Consider the following 17929-nt stretch of genomic DNA (forward strand, 5'->3'; position numbering starts at 1 on the left):
TAGCATAATCAGGCTTAAGGTAAAGCAAAAGGAAAACTGGCCAGATTTCTGGCCAGTTTTCTTACCTCCAGTGATAAGTAGCTCCAGCCGCAAGTCCGAGAGCGATCAGAGAGCCGATAAGGGTCAGAACCTTAGCGATGAGCTTCTTCATCTTCATCCCTCCTTTTCCTTAGCTTCCGGGGGGTCGGCCCCGTTTGCTTGTCTTTTACTTTAGGGGGGGCGGTCAATACTGTCAAGAGGGAAAGAATAAGTATGGGCACGATGAAAACTGCCGATTTGCTTACAAAAATCTGGAACCTATCAGAATTATACCACCCAGCTTAGCACACCACCTGCCAGCTGGGTAGGGTGCCTAGCTCGGGGGGGAACCTTCCGGGTTGGGGGAAATACCCAAAAAACCAACAAAGAGGCCCGTGGGGCTAGCTACCCCACGTGGCCCCAATGGCCCGCTTTAAATGCAACCCCAGAATACACCGGCAATACCCAAAAATGCCAAAGCCGCCGAAAATTTACTGCCCCAAATACACACCCGGAATCCAAAGATTTCGCCGCGGGTTCCCACCCCCTTCAGGGGTAGTTTAGCAAATAGCTTGCGGTGGCAACCCATGCAAAAGGAAACCGCCCCCTAAGGGCGGCTTCTGGTGCCGAGGGGCGGAATCGAACCGCCGACACTGCGATTTTCAGTCGCATGCTCTACCAACTGAGCTACCTCGGCCTGGCGGCCCCGACGGGACTCGAACCCGCGATCTCCCACGTGACAGGCGGGTGTGTTAACCAACTACACCACGGGGCCTTAGATGTTTGCCGGGTCGGGGGCGTCCGACCGGGCACTTAGGATGATAGCCGGGGGAAGGGGAAGTGTCAAGCTTGAGCTGGAGCGAGGTCTTCGCCCTTCACGGCACCCGGCGGGGGATTGGGCGGGCAAGCCTCTTGGTGGACCGGGGCGAGTCGGGGTACCGGAACGTCTTCCTGCCGGATGGCCGCATCCTCTACATGGGAGAGGGGAAGCGGGGACACCAGGAACCCGTCGGGGGAAACTTGCGCCTTCTCCTGGCGCACCGGGAGGGCCTGCCCTTGCGGGTTTTTCTCCGGGAGCGGCCTGGGGTGTGGCGGGACCTGGGGTGGTACCGGGTGGCGGGGTGGCGGTATGCGCTTTTACCCGAGGAGGGGCGGTACGTGTACTGGTTTACCCTCGAGCCCGGTGGATGCGAAGAAGCCCCTTGAGGGTGAGGTCCTCGTCCACCACGTCAAAGGAGGGGCAGAGGTCTTTGAGGGTGCCGGCAAAGCCCCCGGTGGCGATGACCAAGGCTTCCCCCGCCTCCTCCTTGAAGCGGCGCACCATCCCCTCCACCAAGGCGGCGTAGCCCAGGACGAGCCCCGAGCGCAGGGCGTCCAGGGTGTTCTTGCCCACCACCCCCTTGGGGGGTACCAGGTCTATGCGGGGCAGTTTGGCCGTGCGGGCGGCGAGGGCATCGGCGGCGGTTTGTGGGCCGATGGTGATGGCCCCGCCCAGGTAGCGGTTGGGCGCTTCCACCAGGTCAAAGGTGGTGGCGGTGCCGAAATCCACCACGATGTAGCGGCCCGTGGGGCTGGGGTAGCCTAGCGCCCCCACGGCGTTCACCAGGCGGTCGGCCCCCGCCTCCTTGGGATTGTCAAGGAGGACCTCGAGCCCCGTGGCCTCGGCGTCCACCACCTGGGCCCGGATGCCAAAGAGCTTCTCTATGGCCTCTTTCATCTCCCGCTCCACCGGGGGGACCACGCTGGAAAGGAGGGCTGCCTGGGGTGGGGGGAGGCTATCTAGGGAAAAGAGGTTTTTCAGGAGGACCCGGTACTCGCTTTCCATCCGCATCCGGTCGGTGTGGATGCGGAAGTGGGCCACCAGGTCTTCGCCGGCAAAGACCCCGAGGGCGGTGGAGGTGTTGCCGATGTCTACCGCCAGGAGCATCTAGCCTTCCTCTTCCTCGGTCCAGGGTTCCAGGACAACTCGGGTGGTGATTTCGGCGTTGAGGTTGGCGGAAACGGAGCAGTACTTGGTGTGGGAAAGGTGGACGGCCCGTTCCAGGGCCTCGAGGGTCACCTTGGGCCCCGAGGCGATGTGGGTCACGGTGATGTGGGTGTAGCGGCGGGGATGGGTTTCCGCCCGCACGCCCTCCACCTCCACCCGGTAGCGGGCGAGGGGTTGCTTCTTCTTGCGCATAATGTCCACCACATCGTAGGCGGTGCAGGCTCCCAGGGCCATGAGGAGGAGCTCCATGGGGCGGGGCCCGGTGGCGGGCTGGTCCCCGTCGATCATCACCTTATCCCCCTGCTCGTTTACCCCCAGGAAGCGGTGCCCCGTGAGGTTGTAGACCACTACCTTCTTCGTCATGAGCCGGATTTTACCAAGCCCTCAGCGTTGCCGCTAGAATAGGCGTGAATGCGGCTTCTCGCCTGGGTTCTTCTCTTATGGAGCTTGGCCTACGCCTTTCCCCGGGTGGGGGTGCACGAGGGCTTCACCCGTCTGGCCTTTGACCTTCCGGGCAAGGAGGTGGCCTACACCCTTTCCCAAGAGGAAAACCTCTTGGTCTTGGTCCTCACGGGGGTGAGCGCCGAGGCCAAGGACCAAGTGGTGAATTCCAAGGAAGTGGCCTCGGTGCAGACGGTGCCCGAGGCGGGGCGGGTTCGGGTCCTGGTGCGCCTAAAAGGGCCGGTGGAGGTGCAAACCCACCGCTACAGCGACCCCGAGCGCCTGGTGGTGGACCTGAGCCTCAAGGCTTCCGCCACCCCCTCCCCTAAGCCAAGGCCCGAGGCGCCCCCCAGCGCCAAGGCGCCCAAGCCCCCTAGGCCCGTGGTTCTCTTGGACCCGGGCCACGGGGGGGTGGACCCGGGGATGGTGGGGTATGTGGTGGAGAAGGAAGTGGTGCTGGACGTGGCCCTTCGCTTGAAGCGCCTTCTTGAGCGGGAGGGGATTGAGGTGCGCCTCACCCGGGATAAGGACATGCACCTTTCCCCGGACAAGCGGGAGGACCTCTCCCGCCGGGCGGCCATGGCGGATAGTTCCCAGGTGAACCTCTTCATCTCCATTCACGTGAACGCCACCCCCACCCGCACCGCCCAGGGGGTGGAGGTCTTCTACTTCGGCCGGGCCCAGGACCCCCGGGTTCTGGCCCAGGTTATTCGGGAAAACGGGGGCGGGGACCTGGGGCAAAGGCTCACCCGGGAGGCCCAGAGCGTGGCGGAGCGGATCCTCACCGACATCGTGGCCCAGGCCAACCAACGCTACAGCCAGCGCCTGGCGGAGACCCTGGGGCGAAAGCTTTCCCAGGCCACGGGGAGCCCTTACCGGGGGAGCTTCCCCGGCGACTTCTTCGTCCTCCGCTACGCCAAGGTGCCGGCGGTTTTGGTGGAGATCGGCTTTGGCGACCACCCGGTGGAGGGGCGGCGGCTCGCCGACCCCGCTTACCGGGACAAGGTGGCCCAGGGGCTTTTGGCTGGGGTCCTCACCTTCTTGGCCAACGGGGCCTTCGCCCGCTAGAAGGGGAGGGCTTCCAGGGCCTCCTTGGCGGTGGAGAACCGCTCCGCTGGGTTTTTGGCTAGAAGACGTTCCAGAAAGGCTTGTTGCCCGGCCTCGAGGCCGGGGACGGCGGGGATGGGGCCTTGCAGGTGGCCCAAAAGCACCTCCTCCGGGGCTCCCACGAAGGGGTGTTCCCCGGCCAGGATCCAGTAGAGGATGACCCCGGCGGCGTAGACGTCCGCCTCGGGGCCGGGGCTTTGCCCCAGGACCTGCTCCGGGGCTAGGTAGGGGAGGGTGCCCACCCTGAGGGGTTTTTTGAAGGCCTCCAAGGCGGGCCCCGAGAGGTCGAAGTCTACTAGCCTGGCCTCGTCCGTGCCCGCCACGATGATGTTCTCCGGCTTCACGTCCCGGTGGACCAGGCCCTGCTCGTGCATGTGGGCCAGGGCGGAGAGGAGTTGGCGGAAAACGAAAAGGGCCCGCTTGCGCTCGGGGCGGCGGAGCATCCAGCGGCCCAGCTCCTCCCCGGGGGCGTAGGCCAGGAGGAGGGCGGGGCCCTCTTCCAGGTTGAGGGCCTCGAGGACAGGGTTGATGTTGGGATGGGAGAGCCTTCTTCCCACCCATAGCTCCCGGTCCCTTCGGGCCTGGGCGCCTTGGGGGAAGACCTTGAGGGCGTAGGGGGTACCGAAGCGGTCAAAGGCCAGAAAAACGCTAGCCAAGGCCCCTTGGCCTAAGAGCCGCACCACCCGATACTTTTCCAGGAGTACCTTCCCGGTGAGGCCCACCCCCCTCACTATACCCGCCCCTCACCTCTTTCACCCAGGGTCCCTTTAGGATTTTCCCGTGCGCGGGCTTGTGCTTTCCGGCGGCGGGGCTAGGGGCCTCGCCCACATTGGGGCCTTGGAAGTGTTCTTGCAGGCGGGGCTCGAGTTCCAGGTGGTGGCGGGCACCAGCATGGGGGCCATCGTGGGGGCCTTTTTCGCCGCTGGGCTTTCCCCAGGGGAAATCCTGACCATCGCCCGTAAGACCCCGTGGCTTGGCCTCTTGGGCCTTTCCCCTCGGGAAGGGCTTTTTTCCCGGCGGAAGCTCAAGGACTTCCTGGCCGAGCACCTGCCCCCCACCTTCGCCCAGCTCAAAAAGCCCTTGGCGGTGACCGCGGTGGACGTGCGCTCGGGAAGGCTCCTTTTCCTCACCCAAGGCGACCTTCCCAGCGCCGTCCTGGCCTCCGCCGCCTACCCGGGCCTCCTTGCCCCGGTGGAGCGGGAGGGACGGCTTTTGTTTGACGGGGGGGTCTTGGACAACCTGCCCGTGGACGCCGCTCGGCTCCTGGGGGCCACGGAGGTCTACGCCGTGGACGTGACCCCGGAGCGCTCCCTGGAGGAAAGCCCCCGGGGGCTTCTGGCCCTGGCCCGGCGGGCGGTGGACCTGATGCAGTTCCACCTCACCTCCGTGCGCTTAAGCCTTTACGCCCCCGAGGTCTACGTGCGGCCTTCCCTTCTAGGAGTGGGCATTGAGGACTTCCGCCGCCTGGAGGAGATCGTGGAAGCGGGGCGCGAGGCGGCCAGGCGCGCCCTTGGGGGTAGAGTAGGAGGGGTATGAAGGCCTTTTGGGAATACCTTTTCAAGGAGTGGTTTCGCCAGGTGGGGGAGGCCCTTTTGGTGGCCTTCCTGGTCACCACCTTCGTCTTCACCACCGTGGGGGTGGTGGGCCAGAGCATGTTCCCCACCCTGAAAAACGGGGAGCGGGTCCTGGTGCCCAAGTGGGAAACCTGGCTGGTGCGCTTTGGCCTCCGGGAGTGGCGCCGGGGGGAGATCGCCATCCTCAAGCCTCCGGAGGGCACCCCCTACGCCACTGCCCGCTTCCCCGTGCTGGGCTTTTCCTTCCGCGCCTTCTTCATCAAGCGCATCGTGGCGGTGCCGGGGGACGAGGTGTACGTGGAGCGGGGGGTGGTCTACGTGAACGGGACTCCCTTGGACGAGCGGCACATCACGGACCACCTCTCCCCCTGGCCCGACTCCTTCCCGGGGGTTTGCTACAAGGACGGGCGCATGACCCGGATCATCACCCAGCAGGGGGACTTCCCCGTGGAGCTCCTTCCCGCCTACCTGAAGCCCCTTAGGGAGATGCTCCTTCCCCCCTCGGAGGAGGTTTTGGCCAGGAGCCGGTTCGCTGAGGCCTGCGAGGTGGGGAAGATTAGGTTGAAGAAGGGCTATTACTTCGTCATGGGGGACAACCGCACCCTGGGGGGCAGCGAGGACTCCCGCACCTTTGGTCCCGTGCCGGTGGAGGCCATCGCCGGGCGGGCCAGCTTCGTCTGGTGGCCCCCCTTCGTGCGGGAGGAGGGGGGATGGCGCCTGAACCTCCGGCCCCTTTCCCCACCCCCCGCCTACCAGGTCAGGTGAGGACGGCCACGATGAGCCTTCCAGGCCCATGGACCCCCTTCACCATCACCTGGCCGATGTCCGCGCTCTTGGAGGGGCCGGAGTGGAGGCCGAGGGCGCTGGGCAGGGTTTTCAGGTCCTGGAAGGCGGCGAGGAGGGTGGGGTAGACCCGCTCCCTTTCCACCAGGACCAGGTGGGTGGGGGGGAGGAGTTGCGCCCGGCGCCCGTCGGCGCTGGAGAGGGCCAAGGTGCCCGTTTCCGCCACGGCGAAAAGCGCCCAGGAAACCCCCAGGGGGGCTTCCTCGGGGGGGAGGGGGGGGAGGCCTTCCCGGAAGGGGGCGGGTACCCCCTGGCCGAAGGCCACCCCGGGAAGCCCCTGGGCCAGTTCCCTCAGGAGGGCCTGGGCTCCTTCGGGGGAAAGCAGGTGGGCCTCGGCCCCGTTTTCCCCTAGGCGCTCCAGGAAGAGGGGGATGGGATCCTCGGGGAAGGGCAGGTGGGGGTGTTCGGGGAGGAAGGCTTTGGGGCGGTCTTCGAGGGCCCGCTTGACCCGGCTTAGGATGCGGCTTCTAGCGTCCATGGGGTTCCTCCATCTCCCGCCAAAGCTGGTGGAAGGGCTTGGGGCTTGGCTTTAGGGGGCCCCTTCCCTCCGTCCAGGCCCTGAGGAGGGGGAGGAGGTCCTGGGGGAGGGGGAGGCCCCGCAGGGCCTTGGAGAAGAGGCGGTAGAGGGTGGGGCTTTCCATGACCCTGCGGTAGGCGGCGAGGGCGGCCTTTTCCCAGGCGGGGCTTAGGCCCTCCGCCACCGCCCGGTGCCGCCAGGTGAGGAGGAGCTTGGGGATGGGGATCTTCACCGGGCAGGCCTCGAGGCAGGCCCCGCAGAGGGTGGAGGCGTAGGGCAGGGGGTAGGCCTCCTCCAGGGAAAGGAGGCCGGGGTCCAGGACCGCCCCGATGGGCCCGGAGTAGACGTAGCCGTAAGGGTGGCCCCCGGTTTGCCGATAGACGGGGCAGGCGTTGAGACAGGCCCCGCAGCGGAGGCACCTGAGGGTTTCCCAGGCCTCGGGGTCGGCCAAGAGGGCGGTGCGGCCGTGGTCCACCAAGACCACGTGCACCTCCTCGGGGCCCTCCTCCCCCTCCCGGGCCGGGCCCTGGATGAGGGAGACGAAGGTGGAAAGGCGTTGTCCCGTGGCCGCCCGGGCGGTGAGGGGGAGGAAGAGGGCCAGGTCCTGGAAGCGGGGGAGGAGCTTTTCTATGCCCACGAAGGCCACGTGGACCTTGGGCAAGGAGGTGGAGAGGCGGATGTTCCCCTCGTTTTCCATGAGGGCCAGGGTGCCGGTTTCCGCCACCAGGAAGTTGGCCCCACTGATGCCGAGCTCGGCACTGAGGAAGGCCTCCCGGAGGACCTTGCGCGCCACCTGGGCCAGGGCCTCGGGGGAGGCGTCCAGGGGCGTGCCGAAGCGCTCGTGGAAGAGCTTTTGGATCTCTTTTAGGGAAAGGTGGATGGCGGGGCCCACGATGTGGCTTGGGGGCTCCCCCAGGAGCTGGATCAGGTACTCCCCCAGGTCGGTCTCAAAGACCTCCACCCCCAAGGAGGCCAAAAGGGGGTTGACGCCGAGCTCCTCCGTGAGCATGCTCTTGGCCTTCACCGCCCGCTTGACCCCGTGCCGCTCCACCACCGCCCTTAGGAGGCGGTGGGCGTCCTCTGGGGTTTCCGCCCAGTGGACCTGGACCCCGTTTTCCCGTAGCCGCTTTTCCGCCAGCTCCAGGTAGTGGTCCAGGTGGCTGAGCACGTGGTCCTTGAGGGCCTTGGCCCGCTCCCGCCACTCCGCAATGGGCACCTCGGCGTAGGCCCTAAGGCGGTTCCGCTCGAAGTGCAGGGTGGCCCCCGTCACCGCCTCCCGCACCCCAGGCTTCTCCCTTAGGAGCCGGGCCGCCTCCTTGGGGTAAAGCTTCGCCTTAGCCCGCATACGCCTCCCAAAGCAAGGTGGCGAGGGGCGCCACCTTCAGGTTCACGCCCTTCTTGGCCAGCCGCCCCGCCAGGTGGAGGAGGCAGCCCGCATCCGTGGAGGTGAGGACCTCCGCCTGGGGCAGGGTAGCGATCTTGCGGTCCGCCATGGCCAGGGAGACCTCGGGGAGCTTCACGGAGAAAAGCCCCCCAAAGCCGCAGCACTCCTCCGCCGCCTCCCAGGGCACGAGCTCCGCCCCGGCCTCCCGCAGGAGGAGGAGGGGCTCTTCCCGCACCCCGAGCTCCCTGAGGGCGTGGCAGCCGTGGTGGTAGGCGATCTTCTTTCCCCGAAGCCCTTCCCCGAGCTTTTCCACCCCCAGGACCCGCACCAGGAAGGCGGAAAACTCATAGGTTCTCTCGGCGAGGTCCAGGGCCTCTGGGTGGCCGGGAAGGAGCTCGGGATAGTGGTTCTGCACCATGCTGGCGCAGCTTCCCGAGGGCAGGACCACGTAGTCGGCTTCCCGGAAAATCTCCAGGTGCCTTTTGGCCAAGGGCCTCGCCTCCTCCCAGTGCCCGGCGTTGAAGGCGGGCTGGCCGCAGCAGGTCTGGCCTTCGGGGAAGTCCACCTCCACCCCCAAGGCCCTGAGAAGCCGCACCGCCGCCACCCCGGCCTCGGCGAAGAACTGGTCCGCCAGACAGGTGATGAAGAGGGCTACCCGCATCCTTCCTCCTAGACCCAAGCGGCCATCTTGCTGCGGATCTTGAGGAGGGCTTCCACCAGGCGGTCCACGTCCTCCTTCGTGTTGTAGAGGTAGAAGCTCGCCCGGGCGGTGGCGGGCACGCCCAGCTTGCGGTGGAGGGGTTGGGCGCAATGGTGGCCGGCCCGCACGGCGATTCCCTCCTGGTCCAGGAAGGTGGCCAGGTCATGGGCGTGGAGCCGGCCCAGGGTGAAGGGGATGACCCCGCCCCGGTCCTCCCCTTTGGGGCCATAGACCTTGAGGTCCGGCACCTCCTCCAGACGCTCTAGGGTGTAGGCCAAAAGGGCCCGGTCGTGGGCGAAGACCCTTTCCATGCCCACCTCCATGAGGTAGCTTGCGGCTTCTCCCAGGGCAATGGCCTCGGCGATGGGCGGGGTGCCCGCCTCGAAGCGCTGGGGGGGTGGGGCGTAGGTGGAGCGGTCCACGTACACTTCCCGGATCATCTCCCCGCCGCCCAGGAAGGGCATCATCCCCTCGAGGACCTCGTACCGCCCCCAGAGCGCCCCCGCCCCCGTGGGGCCCAGCATCTTGTGGCCGGAAAGGGCGAAGAAGTCCGCCCCCAGGGCCTTCACGTCCACGGGGAGGTGGGGGGCGGACTGGGCCCCGTCCACCACCACCAGGGCCCCCGCCTCCTTGGCCCGCCTGGCGATCTCCGCCACGGGGTTGATGGTGCCCAGGACGTTGGACATGTGCACCAGGGAGACCACCTTCACCCGCTCCGTGAGGAAGCGGTCCAGGGCGGAGAGGTCCAGCCTTCCCTCCTCCGTGATGGGGATGGCCTTCACCTTGGCCCCGGTGAGGCCCGCCACCAGGTGCCAGGGCACGAGGCCGGCGTGGTGCTCCATCTCCGTGACCAGGATCTCGTCCCCTTCCTTCAGGTGCCTCAGGCCCCAGGCGTAGGCCACCAGGTTCATGGCCTCGGTGGTGTTGCGCACGAAGACGATCTCCTGGGGCTCGGCGTTCAAGAAGCGGGCCAGGCGGCGCCGGGCCTCCTCGTAGGCCTCCGTGGCCTCCACGGAAAGGCGGTAGGCGCCCCGGTGGACGTTGGCGTTCTGCTCCCGGTAGTAGCGCTCCAGGGCCTTCAAGACCCGGAGGGGCTTTTGGCTGGTGGCGGCGGAGTCCAGGTAGACCAGGTCAGGTTTCCCCGTGAGGAGGGGAAAGTCCTTCTTAAGGTGGCTCAGGTCCATGCCCCAAGTCTAGCCCGAGGGCATGGACCCGTGGGTTAGAGCCGGGCGAGGGCCTGGGTAAGCCGCTTCTTCGCCTCCTCCGCCACCGGCCTTAGGGCCTCTTGCGTGGCCTGGGGCAGGAGGCGGAACATGCCCTCGGGGTCTTGGATGAGGACCTCCACCCCCTCCTTCCCCTCCTTCAGGACCACGTTGCAGGGGAGGAGGAGGCCGATTTCCTCCTCCGCTTCCAGGGCCCGGGCGGCCAAGCTAGGGTTGCAGGCCCCTAGGATGAGGTAGGGGGGCCTTTCCAGGCCCAGGCGGGCCTTGAGGGTGGCGGCCACATCGATTTCCGTGAGGATGCCAAAGCCCTCCTCCTTAAGGGCGGCCTCGAGGCGGGAGCGCACCTCCAGGAGGCTTCCCTTTAGCGTCTTGCGCAAGGCCAGGCCTTCCATATACCCTCCCCCTGTAGTTTACCCTGCCCCCTTGGCGGTAAGCAAAGCCTTCCTCAGGCCAGGTCGCGCTTCATGCGCTCATAGGTTTCCCGGTCAATCTCCCCCCGGGCGTAGCGCTCCCGGAGGATCTCCAGGGCTCGGTCCTCCCGCTTGGGGGCGAGGGCCCGGGCCACCAGGTAGGCCCCCAGGACCAAGAGGCCCACGAGGAGCAGGGGGTAAAGGAAGCCCCAAAGCCCCCAGCCTAAGCCCATGTGAGGTCCATAAAACCCGTGTGCCATAGCCCACATCGCTTCACCTCCTTCCCCAGGCTACGCCTCGGCGGTTAGCCGGGGGTAAAAGCGCCGAAGCCTTAGGGAGTTGGTAAGGACGAAGAGGCTGCTTAAGCTCATGGCCGCAGCCGCCAGCATGGGGTTTAGGAGCAGGCCATACACGGGGTAGAGGACCCCAGCGGCCACGGGGATGAGGAGGACGTTATAGGCGTAGGCCCAGAAGAAGTTGAGGTAGATGGTGCGCAGGGTCTTCCGGGCCAGAAGGATGGCCGCCGGCACCAGGAGGAGGTCCGGCTTCAGGAGGATCACGTCCCCCGCTTCCAAGGCGATGTCCGTCCCCGTGCCCATGGCGATACCCACGTCCGCCTGGGCCAAGGCGGCGGCGTCGTTGATCCCGTCCCCCACGAAGACCACCCGGTGGTCTTCCTCCTGGAGCTTTCGCACCGCCTCCACCTTGCCCTCGGGGCGCACCCCGGCCAGGACCTCGCCCACCCCCACCGCCTCCGCCACCTTCCGGGCCGCCTGGGGCTGATCCCCGGTGAGGAGGACCACCCTTAGGCCCAGCCGCTTGAGGGCGGCCACCGCCTTCTGGGCTTCCGGCCTGGGCGGGTCAAAGACGCCCAAGGCGGCGAGGCAAGCCTGGCCGTCCGTGAGGTAGAGGAGGGTGTAGCCCTTTTCCGCCAGGGCCTTTGCCTCCTGGGGTAAGGCCACCCCCAGCCGGGCGAGGAGGGCAGGGCCGCCCAGATAAAGCCGCCTTCCCTCCACCACCCCTTCCACCCCTTCCCCGGGGAGGGCCCGCGCCTCCTTGGCCTCGGGAAGGGCAAGCCCTTGGGCCGCTTCCCGCACCGCTTGGGCGATGGGGTGGGTGCTTTGCTCCAGGGCGGCCGCTAGGCACAAGGCTTCTTCCCGGGAAAGGGCGAAGGGGAGGATCTCGGTGAGGGTGGGGCGGCCCTGGGTGAGGGTGCCCGTCTTGTCCAAAAGGGCGGTATCCGCCCGGGCCAGGGCCTCGAGGGCCGTCCCCTTGCGGAAAAGGAGGCCCAGCTGCGCCGCCCGCCCCGTGGCCACGGCGATGGCCGCCGGGGTAGCGAGGCCCATGGCGCAGGGGCAGGCGATGAGGAGAACGGAAAGCGCAGCCACGAAGGCGTGGGAAAGCCCGGGGCCAAAGAGGAGCCAAAGGAGGAAGGTGAGGAGGGCAACCCCTAGCACGCCCGGCACGAAGAGGGCGGCGATGCGGTCCGCCACCTCCTGGACCTTGGGCTTGTGGGCCTGGGCCTCTTCCACCATGCGGGCCATCTGGGCGAGGAGGGTGGCCTCGCCCACCCGGCTGACCCGCACCAGGAGGACCCCTTCGGCGTTCACCGTGCCCCCCACCACCTCGTCCCCCGGCTCCTTGGCCTTGGGGATGGGCTCCCCGGTGAGCATGGACTCGTCCACGTGGCTTTTGCCCTCCACCACCACCCCGTCCGCCGGGATGCGCTCCCCGGGCAAGACCCGCACCAGGTCCCCGGGGATCAGGGCCTCGGCGGGGATTTCCTTCTCCTCCCCATCCTGGAGGACCCGGTTCTCCTCCCCATCCTGGAGGACCCGGGCGGTCTTGGGCCTTAGGGCGAGGAGGCGCCGTATCGCCTCCGAGGCCTTTCCTTTGGCCCCTTCCTCCAGGTGTTTGCCCAGGAGGATGAGGGCCAGGATCACCGCCCCCGCCTCGAAGTAGAGGTGGCGGGCCTCCTCCGGAAAGGCCAGGGGGAAGAGGAGGACCAAAAAGGAGTAGAGGTAGGCGCTTCCCGCTCCCAAGGCCACCAGGGTGCTCATGCCAAGGGAGCGGTGGCGGGCCTCGGCTAGGGCCTGGCGGAAAAAGCGCCTCCCAGCGTAGAGCACGGGAAGGGCAGCTAGGGCTTGGAGGAGGGGAGGGAAGGGGGGGAGGGGGAGGACCATGGGGCCCATGGCCAAAAGGAGGGTGAGGAGGGCGAAGGGCAGGGCGAGGAGGAGGTCGCTGCGGTAGGTGGGGCCCTCTTTCCTCCCTTCCTCCTCCACCGCCAAGGGCTCGTACCCCGCTTCCCGGATGGCCTGCCGGATGCGGGCGAGGCTAAGGGTGTCGGGTAGGTATTCCACGAAGGCCTTTTCCGTGGCTAGGTTGACGCTTACGGAAAGCACCCCGGGAAGCCTCCTTATGGCCCGCTCCACCCGGGCCACGCAGCTGGCGCAGGTCATGCCCTTCACGGGGATCTCGCTACGGGCCACCACGGGCTCGTAGCCCGCCTCCTCCACCCGCTTGAGCACCTCCTTGAGGTCCACCCCTTCTTGCAGGCGCAAGAAGGCTTCCTCGGTGGTGAGGTTGACCCGGGCCTCCTCCACCCCCTCCGCCCGCTTCAGGGCCCGCTCCACCCGCGCCACGCAACTGGCGCAGGTCATCCCCTTGACGCCCACCTTCACTTCAAGAGCCATAGCCTAAAGGCGTGCATCTCCTGGATCTGGGCCAGGACAATGTCCCGGGCCAGATCCAAAACCCGGCGGTCCTTGGCCTCGGTGAGGGCGGAAAGGGCCATCTCCACCGCCCCCTTGTGGTGTAGGAGCATGAGCTCCACGAAGGCTTGGTCCGGGTTGCCGGCGGCCTGGAGCTTGGCCATCATGGCGGCCATCTCCTTCTGCATGGCCGCATAGGCCTCTTGGTCCAAGCCGCCAAGGCTGACGAGCCAGGCGCGCATCTGGGCGATCTCCTGGGCCTGGTCCTTGAGGATGGCCTGGGCCCAGGCCCTGACCGCCTGGTCCTTCCCCTTTTCCAAGGCGTAGCGGGCCATGGCCAAAGCGCCCTCGTGGTGGGCGATCATGCCGGAAAGGAAGGCCCTTTCCGGGCTGGACTGGGGGGCGGAGTGGGCGTGCTGGGCCCAGGTGAGGCCCAGGATCAGGGGTAAAAGCAGGGTCAAAAACCGCATAAAGCTCCTCCCTAGCGGTACTTCAGGGCTTCCATGAGCTCTTCCACGATCTCCTCCACGTCCCCCCGCTCGTGGGCGGTGGCCACGTGGTCCCTGAGGTGGGCCCTTAGGACCATCTCCCCCACCCGGTCCAAGGCGCCTTCCACCGCCTTGATCTGCTTGAGGACGTCCACGCAGTAGACGTGGGGGTCTTCCAGCATGCGGAGGATGCCCTCGAGGTGGCCCTTGGCGGAAAGGAGGCGCCGCTTGGCCTCTTCCCGCACCTTGGGGTCGAGGTGGAGGTGGCCTTTAGGCATGGCTACGCCAGGGGGAAGGCCCGGTAGCCTTCTTCCTCCACCGCCCGGACGAGGGCCTCCACCTCTGCGGTTCCTTCCACCAGGGCTTCGCCCTTTTCAAGGGATACCTCGGCCTTCTCCACGCCGGGCACCTTCATGAGGGCCTTTTTCACCGCCATCACGCAATGGTTGCAGGTCATGCCTTCCACCTTGAGCTTTAGCATCCTTGTCCTCCCCCTCCCACCCCAGGTGGGGTGGGTATTCCTACCCTAACCCCAACCTCCCCACCCCGTCAAGGAAAAACGCCACCCTCGGGTCTAAAGGTCCAGCAAGACGGTGTCCCCTTCTATGCGGGCGGGGAAGACCTTTACGGGCCGTGGGGCGGGAAGGGTCTGCTTGCCCGTCTTCAGGTCGAAGCGGGCCCCATGCCGGGGGCAGACGATGGCCCCTTCCTCCACCTCCCCCTCGTGCAAGGGACCGTCGTCGTGGGTGCAGACGTCCTCCAGGGCGAAGACCTCCTCCCCAGTGTAGAGGAGGAGGATGGGCTTTTTGTGCTCGGGGCGCCTTAAGACCAGGCGGCCGCCTTGAAACTCGCTAAGCTTGGCCACGGGTGTCCACATAGCCTAGAGCATAAAAGAACGCCGGGCACCCCTAAGGGGCCCGGCCCAAAAGGGCTTCTAAAGCCTCACCTTTTCCTCTATCACCGCCTCCAGGTGGGCCCTTAGGGCTTTTAGGGGGATGCGGGTGAGGACGTCCGCCAGGTGGGCCTTCACCAAGAGCTCCTGGGCCAAGGTGCGGGGCAGGCCCCGGGACTGGAGGTAGAAAAGCTGCATCTCGTCCACGGGGGCGGTGGTGCTCCCGTGGGTGCAGCGCACGTCGTTAGCCCCGATTTCCAGCTGGGGGATGGAGTCCACCCGGGCGGTGGGGGAGAGGATGAGGTTGCGGTTGGCCTGGTAGGCGTCCGTCTTCTGCGCCCCCCGCTCCAGCTTGATGAGGCCGGAGAAGACCGCCCTGGCCTCGTCCTTCACCGCGCCCTTGTAGAGGAGGTCGCTTCGGGTGTGGTGCTCCACGTGGTGCTGCAGGGTGTAGTGGTCAAAATGCTGCCGCCCGTGGCCGAAGTAAAGCCCCAGCATCTCGCTTTCGCCGCCGGGGCCTAGGAGCTCCGAGGCCACCTCGCTGCGGGCGTAGGTGCCCCCCAGGTTCACCACCAGGTCGTTTAGCCCGGCGTCCCGCTCCAGGAGGGCCCGCTGGCGGTGGAAGTGCCACACCCCCTGGCCAAAGGTCTGGATGTGGGCGTGGCGGAGCTTGGCCCCGGGGCGGAGCACCATCTCCGTGGCGGAGAGGTGCAGGGTGGGGGCAAGGTCAGGGGAGAGGTACTCCTCGATGTAGGCGGCCTTGGCGTTGTCTTCCAGGAAGAGGAGGCTCCGCCCGGCGGAAGCTTTTTCCCCTTCCAAAAGCACCTTGAAGACCCCAAGGGGCTTTTCCACCTCCAGCCCCGCTGGCACGTAAAGGAAGGCCCCGTGGGTGAAGAGGGCGCTATTTTGCGCAGCGAATTTGTCCTCGGTGTAGACCCCGTGGAAGAGGGCGCTTTCCACCTTGGCCGGGTGGGTCTTTAGGGCCTCGGTCAAGGAGGTGAAGACGAGGCCTTTGGCCGCAAGTTCCTCGGGCACCTCGGCGTAGACCAGGTCGGGCCCCACGAAGACCAAAAAGCCGGAGACGTCCGTCTTCTCCAGGCGGCGCCGCACCAGCTCGGGAAGCTCATTCCGGGAAAGCCTTAGGCCCCTGGGGGCTTCCACCTCTTGCTCCAAGGGGGCCTCGGAGAGGTCGGTGTAGCGCCAGTTCTCGTCCTTCTTGCTGGGGTAGGGGAGTTTGGCGAAGGCCTCGAGGGCCTTTAGCCTTTTTTCCAGAAGCCAGGCGGGCTCGCCTAGGGCCTGGGAAATGGCCTCCACCCGCGTCTTGTCCAGTACCTGCATCCTGCCTCCTCGCAAAAGGGGAAGAGGCCTTTAGGCCCCTTCCCAAGGCCTTGGGCCTTTAGCCGACCGAGCCCTCCATCTCCAGCTCGATGAGCCGGTTGAGCTCCACGGCGTACTCCAAGGGAAGCTCCTTGGCGATGGGCTCAATGAAGCCCCGGACGATGAGGGCCGCCGCCTCGTCCTCCTTGAGGCCCCGGGACTGGAGGTAGAAGATCTGCTCGTCGTTGATCTTGGACACCGTGGCCTCGTGCCCCACGTGGGCGGAGTCTTCCTCGATCTCGATGTAGGGGTAGGTGTCCGTGCGGCTTTCCGGGTCGATGAGGAGGGCGTCGCACTCCACGTTGGCCTTGGCGTGCTTGGCCCCGTCCAGGACCTTGACCAGGCCGCGGTAGCTGGCCCGGCCTTCGCCCTTGGAAATGCTCTTGGAAACAATGGTGCCCGAGGTGTGGGGGGCACCCAGGAGGATCTTGGCCCCGGTGTCCTGGTGCTGCCCGGTCTTGGCGAAGGCGATGGAGAGGATCTCCGTGCGGGCCCCGGGCTCCAGGAGGTAGCTGGAGGGGTACTTCATGGTGACCTTGGAGCCCAGGTTGCCGTCCAGCCACTCGTGGAAGGCGTCCCCGTAGACCAGGGCCCGCTGGGTCACCAGGTTGTACATGTTGGTGGACCAGTTCTGGATGGTGGTGTAGCGGCTCCTCGCCCCCCGCTTCACCACGATCTCAATGACCCCGGTGTGGAGGCTTTCCGTGGAGTACATAGGGGCGGTGCAGCCCTCGATGTAGTGCACCTCCGCCCCCTCGTCCACGATGATGAGGGTGCGCTCAAACTGGCCGAACTCGGGGGTGTTCACCCGGAAGTAGGCCTGCAAGGGGAGCTCCACTTTGACCCCCGGGGGCACGTAGACGAAGGAGCCCCCGGACCAGGCGGCGGAGTTCAGGGCGGCGAACTTGTTGTCCTCGGGGGGGACCACCTTGGCGAAGTACTCCTTGAAGAGGTCCTCGTACTTCTTCATGCCCTCTTCAATGGCCACAAAGATGACCCCCTGCCGTTCCAGCTCCTCCCGCACCCGGTGGTAGACCATCTCCGAGTCGTACTGGGCTCCCACCCCGGCCAGCACCTTGCGCTCCGCCTCGGGGATGCCCAGGCGCTCGTAGGTTTTACGGATCTCCTCCGGGACCTCTTCCCAGCTCTTGGCGTCCCGCACCTCGGCGGGTTTTACGTAGTAGACGAGGTTGTCCAGGTCCAGGCCCGAGAGGTCGGGGCCCCAGGTGGGCATCGGCTTCTTCTGGAAGATTTCCAGGGCCCGCAGGCGGAACTTCAGCATCCACTCGGGCTCACCCTTGTGGTAGCTGATGGCCTCGATGACCCGGCGGGTAAGCCCCCGCTCGGCCACGAAGACCGGTTTAACCTCGTCCACGAAGTGGTACTTGTACTCCTCGCCAATGGTGCTCAGATCAATCTGGCTCATGCCCCCTCCTTTACCCGTTCCCGCAGCCACTCGTACCCCTTGGCCTCCAGCTCTAAGGCGAGCTCGGGGCCGCCGGAGGTTACCACACGCCCATCCATCATCACGTGAACTTTATCGGGCTGGATGTAGTTCAGGATGCGCTGGTAGTGGGTGATGACCAAGGCGCCGAAGTTGGGTCCCCGCATGGCGTTCACGCCCCGGGCCACCACCTTAAGGGCGTCGATGTCTAGCCCCGAGTCCGTTTCGTCCAGCACCGCATAGCTGGGTTCCAGGACCAGAAGCTGCAGAATCTCGTTCCGCTTCTTCTCCCCGCCCGAGAAGCCGTCGTTGAGGTAGCGGGAGAGGTAGCTCTCGTCCCAATCCAGGATCTCCAGGGCCTTCTTCACCTTGCCCCAGAACTCCGCCACCCCCACCTCCCGGCCCAGCTTGGCCTGCAAGGCCAGGCGGAGGAAGTTGGCGATGGTCACCCCTGGCACCTCCACTGGGTACTGGAAGGCCAGGAACAGCCCTTTGCGGGCCCGCTCGTCCGGGGAAAGCTCCAGGATGCTCTCCCCGTCCAGGAGGATGTCCCCCTTCTCCACCACGTACTCGGGGTCGCCGGCCAGGATCTTGCCCAGGGTGCTCTTGCCTGCCCCGTTGGGGCCCATGAGGGCGTGCACCTCTCCCTTGGGGACCACCAGGTTCACGCCCTTGAGGATGGTCTCGCCGTCAATGGAAGCCCAGAGGTCGCGGATTTCCAGCTGGTTCATGCTTCTGCCTCCTAAGGCCGGGCCGCACCCTTACTGCGACCCGTTCGCAGTAAGAGTATAGCCCCTCCGCCTCCAAAAGTAT

General features: G+C 66.4%; 21 protein-coding genes and 2 tRNA genes. 4 read left to right on the forward strand and 19 right to left on the reverse strand.

Annotated elements, in window-relative coordinates; genetic code table 11:
• Window positions 1–639 precede the first annotated feature (639 nt).
• Both ABXG85_RS05120 and ABXG85_RS05125 read right to left on the reverse strand, forming a co-directional pair.
• Window positions 640–715: transfer RNA gene (locus ABXG85_RS05120), tRNA-Phe, on the reverse strand.
• A gap of 1 nt (window position 716) precedes the next feature.
• A tRNA-Asp gene (locus tag ABXG85_RS05125) sits at window positions 717–793 on the reverse strand.
• Between the two features lie 65 nt (window positions 794–858).
• Here ABXG85_RS05125 and ABXG85_RS05130 point away from each other — a divergent pair.
• Window positions 859–1224: an SRA domain-containing endonuclease gene (locus ABXG85_RS05130; RefSeq protein ID WP_353512651.1), complete on the forward strand. Its 366-nt coding sequence runs from the start codon at window positions 859–861 to the stop codon at window positions 1222–1224.
• Here the strand turns inward: ABXG85_RS05130 and ABXG85_RS05135 are convergent.
• Window positions 1187–1945 (reverse strand): type III pantothenate kinase, encoded by a 759-nt coding sequence (locus tag ABXG85_RS05135; protein WP_353512652.1) that lies wholly within the window; start codon window positions 1943–1945, stop codon window positions 1187–1189. The two genes, ABXG85_RS05130 and ABXG85_RS05135, sit on opposite strands and share 38 nt — an antisense overlap.
• Window positions 1946–2368: an OsmC family protein gene (locus ABXG85_RS05140; RefSeq protein ID WP_353512653.1), complete on the reverse strand. Its 423-nt coding sequence runs from the start codon at window positions 2366–2368 to the stop codon at window positions 1946–1948.
• 48 nt (window positions 2369–2416) lie between these two features.
• Between ABXG85_RS05140 and ABXG85_RS05145 the strand changes: the two genes are divergently transcribed.
• Window positions 2417–3514, forward strand: coding sequence for an N-acetylmuramoyl-L-alanine amidase (locus ABXG85_RS05145; protein WP_353512654.1), 1098 nt, complete (start codon window positions 2417–2419; stop codon window positions 3512–3514).
• On the opposite strand, the gene ABXG85_RS05150 is transcribed toward ABXG85_RS05145, so the two are convergent.
• Window positions 3511–4275 (reverse strand): serine/threonine-protein kinase, encoded by a 765-nt coding sequence (locus ABXG85_RS05150; protein ID WP_353512655.1) that lies wholly within the window; start codon window positions 4273–4275, stop codon window positions 3511–3513. The two genes, ABXG85_RS05145 and ABXG85_RS05150, sit on opposite strands and share 4 nt — an antisense overlap.
• Window positions 4276–4333: 58 nt before the next feature.
• Here ABXG85_RS05150 and ABXG85_RS05155 point away from each other — a divergent pair, with 58 nt between their 5' ends.
• Window positions 4334–5089, forward strand: coding sequence for a patatin-like phospholipase family protein (locus tag ABXG85_RS05155; RefSeq protein WP_353512656.1), 756 nt, complete (start codon window positions 4334–4336; stop codon window positions 5087–5089).
• Window positions 5086–5892 (forward strand): signal peptidase I, encoded by an 807-nt coding sequence (gene lepB, locus ABXG85_RS05160; protein ID WP_353512657.1) that lies wholly within the window; start codon window positions 5086–5088, stop codon window positions 5890–5892. The genes ABXG85_RS05155 and lepB overlap by 4 nt, the downstream gene beginning before the upstream one ends.
• On the opposite strand, the gene ABXG85_RS05165 is transcribed toward lepB, so the two are convergent.
• The 14 genes from ABXG85_RS05165 to sufC form a co-directional block, all read right to left on the reverse strand.
• Window positions 5885–6448, reverse strand: a complete 564-nt coding sequence (locus tag ABXG85_RS05165) for a LutC/YkgG family protein (RefSeq protein WP_353512658.1) — start codon at window positions 6446–6448, stop codon at window positions 5885–5887. The genes lepB and ABXG85_RS05165 overlap by 8 nt on opposite strands.
• Complete coding sequence (locus ABXG85_RS05170; RefSeq protein ID WP_353512659.1) at window positions 6438–7832, reverse strand: LutB/LldF family L-lactate oxidation iron-sulfur protein; 1395 nt, start codon at window positions 7830–7832, stop codon at window positions 6438–6440. Before ABXG85_RS05170 ends, ABXG85_RS05165 begins: the two co-directional genes overlap by 11 nt.
• Window positions 7822–8532 carry a (Fe-S)-binding protein gene (locus ABXG85_RS05175; RefSeq protein WP_353512660.1) on the reverse strand — a complete coding sequence of 237 codons (711 nt, stop codon included), beginning with the start codon at window positions 8530–8532 and terminating at the stop codon, window positions 7822–7824. The genes ABXG85_RS05170 and ABXG85_RS05175 overlap by 11 nt, the downstream gene beginning before the upstream one ends.
• An 8-nt stretch (window positions 8533–8540) precedes the next feature.
• Complete coding sequence (locus ABXG85_RS05180; protein ID WP_353512661.1) at window positions 8541–9755, reverse strand: cysteine desulfurase; 1215 nt, start codon at window positions 9753–9755, stop codon at window positions 8541–8543.
• A 35-nt stretch (window positions 9756–9790) separates the two neighbouring features.
• Entirely contained in the window at window positions 9791–10186 is a 396-nt protein-coding gene (locus ABXG85_RS05185; RefSeq protein ID WP_353512662.1) for a DUF302 domain-containing protein, read from the reverse strand.
• A gap of 53 nt (window positions 10187–10239) precedes the next feature.
• On the reverse strand, window positions 10240–10473 hold the full coding sequence (locus ABXG85_RS05190; RefSeq protein WP_353512663.1) for an SHOCT domain-containing protein: 234 nt from the start codon (window positions 10471–10473) through the stop codon (window positions 10240–10242).
• Between the two features lie 21 nt (window positions 10474–10494).
• Window positions 10495–12897, reverse strand: coding sequence for a heavy metal translocating P-type ATPase (locus tag ABXG85_RS05195; RefSeq protein WP_353512664.1), 2403 nt, complete (start codon window positions 12895–12897; stop codon window positions 10495–10497).
• Complete coding sequence (locus ABXG85_RS05200; RefSeq protein WP_353512665.1) at window positions 12882–13385, reverse strand: DUF305 domain-containing protein; 504 nt, start codon at window positions 13383–13385, stop codon at window positions 12882–12884. The genes ABXG85_RS05195 and ABXG85_RS05200 overlap by 16 nt, the downstream gene beginning before the upstream one ends.
• Window positions 13386–13396: 11 nt before the next feature.
• Window positions 13397–13681 carry a metal-sensitive transcriptional regulator gene (locus ABXG85_RS05205; RefSeq protein ID WP_353512666.1) on the reverse strand — a complete coding sequence of 95 codons (285 nt, stop codon included), beginning with the start codon at window positions 13679–13681 and terminating at the stop codon, window positions 13397–13399.
• Window positions 13682–13683: 2 nt separating this feature from the next.
• Window positions 13684–13884 (reverse strand): CopZ family metallochaperone, encoded by a 201-nt coding sequence (locus tag ABXG85_RS05210; RefSeq protein ID WP_353512667.1) that lies wholly within the window; start codon window positions 13882–13884, stop codon window positions 13684–13686.
• 93 nt (window positions 13885–13977) lie between these two features.
• Window positions 13978–14280, reverse strand: coding sequence for a Rieske (2Fe-2S) protein (locus ABXG85_RS05215; protein ID WP_353512668.1), 303 nt, complete (start codon window positions 14278–14280; stop codon window positions 13978–13980).
• A 57-nt stretch (window positions 14281–14337) separates the two neighbouring features.
• Complete coding sequence (sufD, locus tag ABXG85_RS05220) at window positions 14338–15633, reverse strand: Fe-S cluster assembly protein SufD (protein WP_353512669.1); 1296 nt, start codon at window positions 15631–15633, stop codon at window positions 14338–14340.
• A 58-nt stretch (window positions 15634–15691) separates the two neighbouring features.
• Window positions 15692–17098 (reverse strand): Fe-S cluster assembly protein SufB, encoded by a 1407-nt coding sequence (gene sufB / locus ABXG85_RS05225; RefSeq protein WP_353512670.1) that lies wholly within the window; start codon window positions 17096–17098, stop codon window positions 15692–15694.
• The gene (sufC, locus tag ABXG85_RS05230) at window positions 17095–17847 is read right to left on the reverse strand and encodes a Fe-S cluster assembly ATPase SufC (RefSeq protein ID WP_353512671.1); all 753 of its coding nucleotides are present in this window, start codon (window positions 17845–17847) and stop codon (window positions 17095–17097) included. Before sufC ends, sufB begins: the two co-directional genes overlap by 4 nt.
• Between the last annotated feature and the right edge of the window lie 82 nt (window positions 17848–17929).

The sequence above is a fragment of the Thermus sp. LT1-2-5 genome (genome assembly GCF_040363165.1).
Lineage (GTDB): Bacteria > Deinococcota > Deinococci > Deinococcales > Thermaceae > Thermus.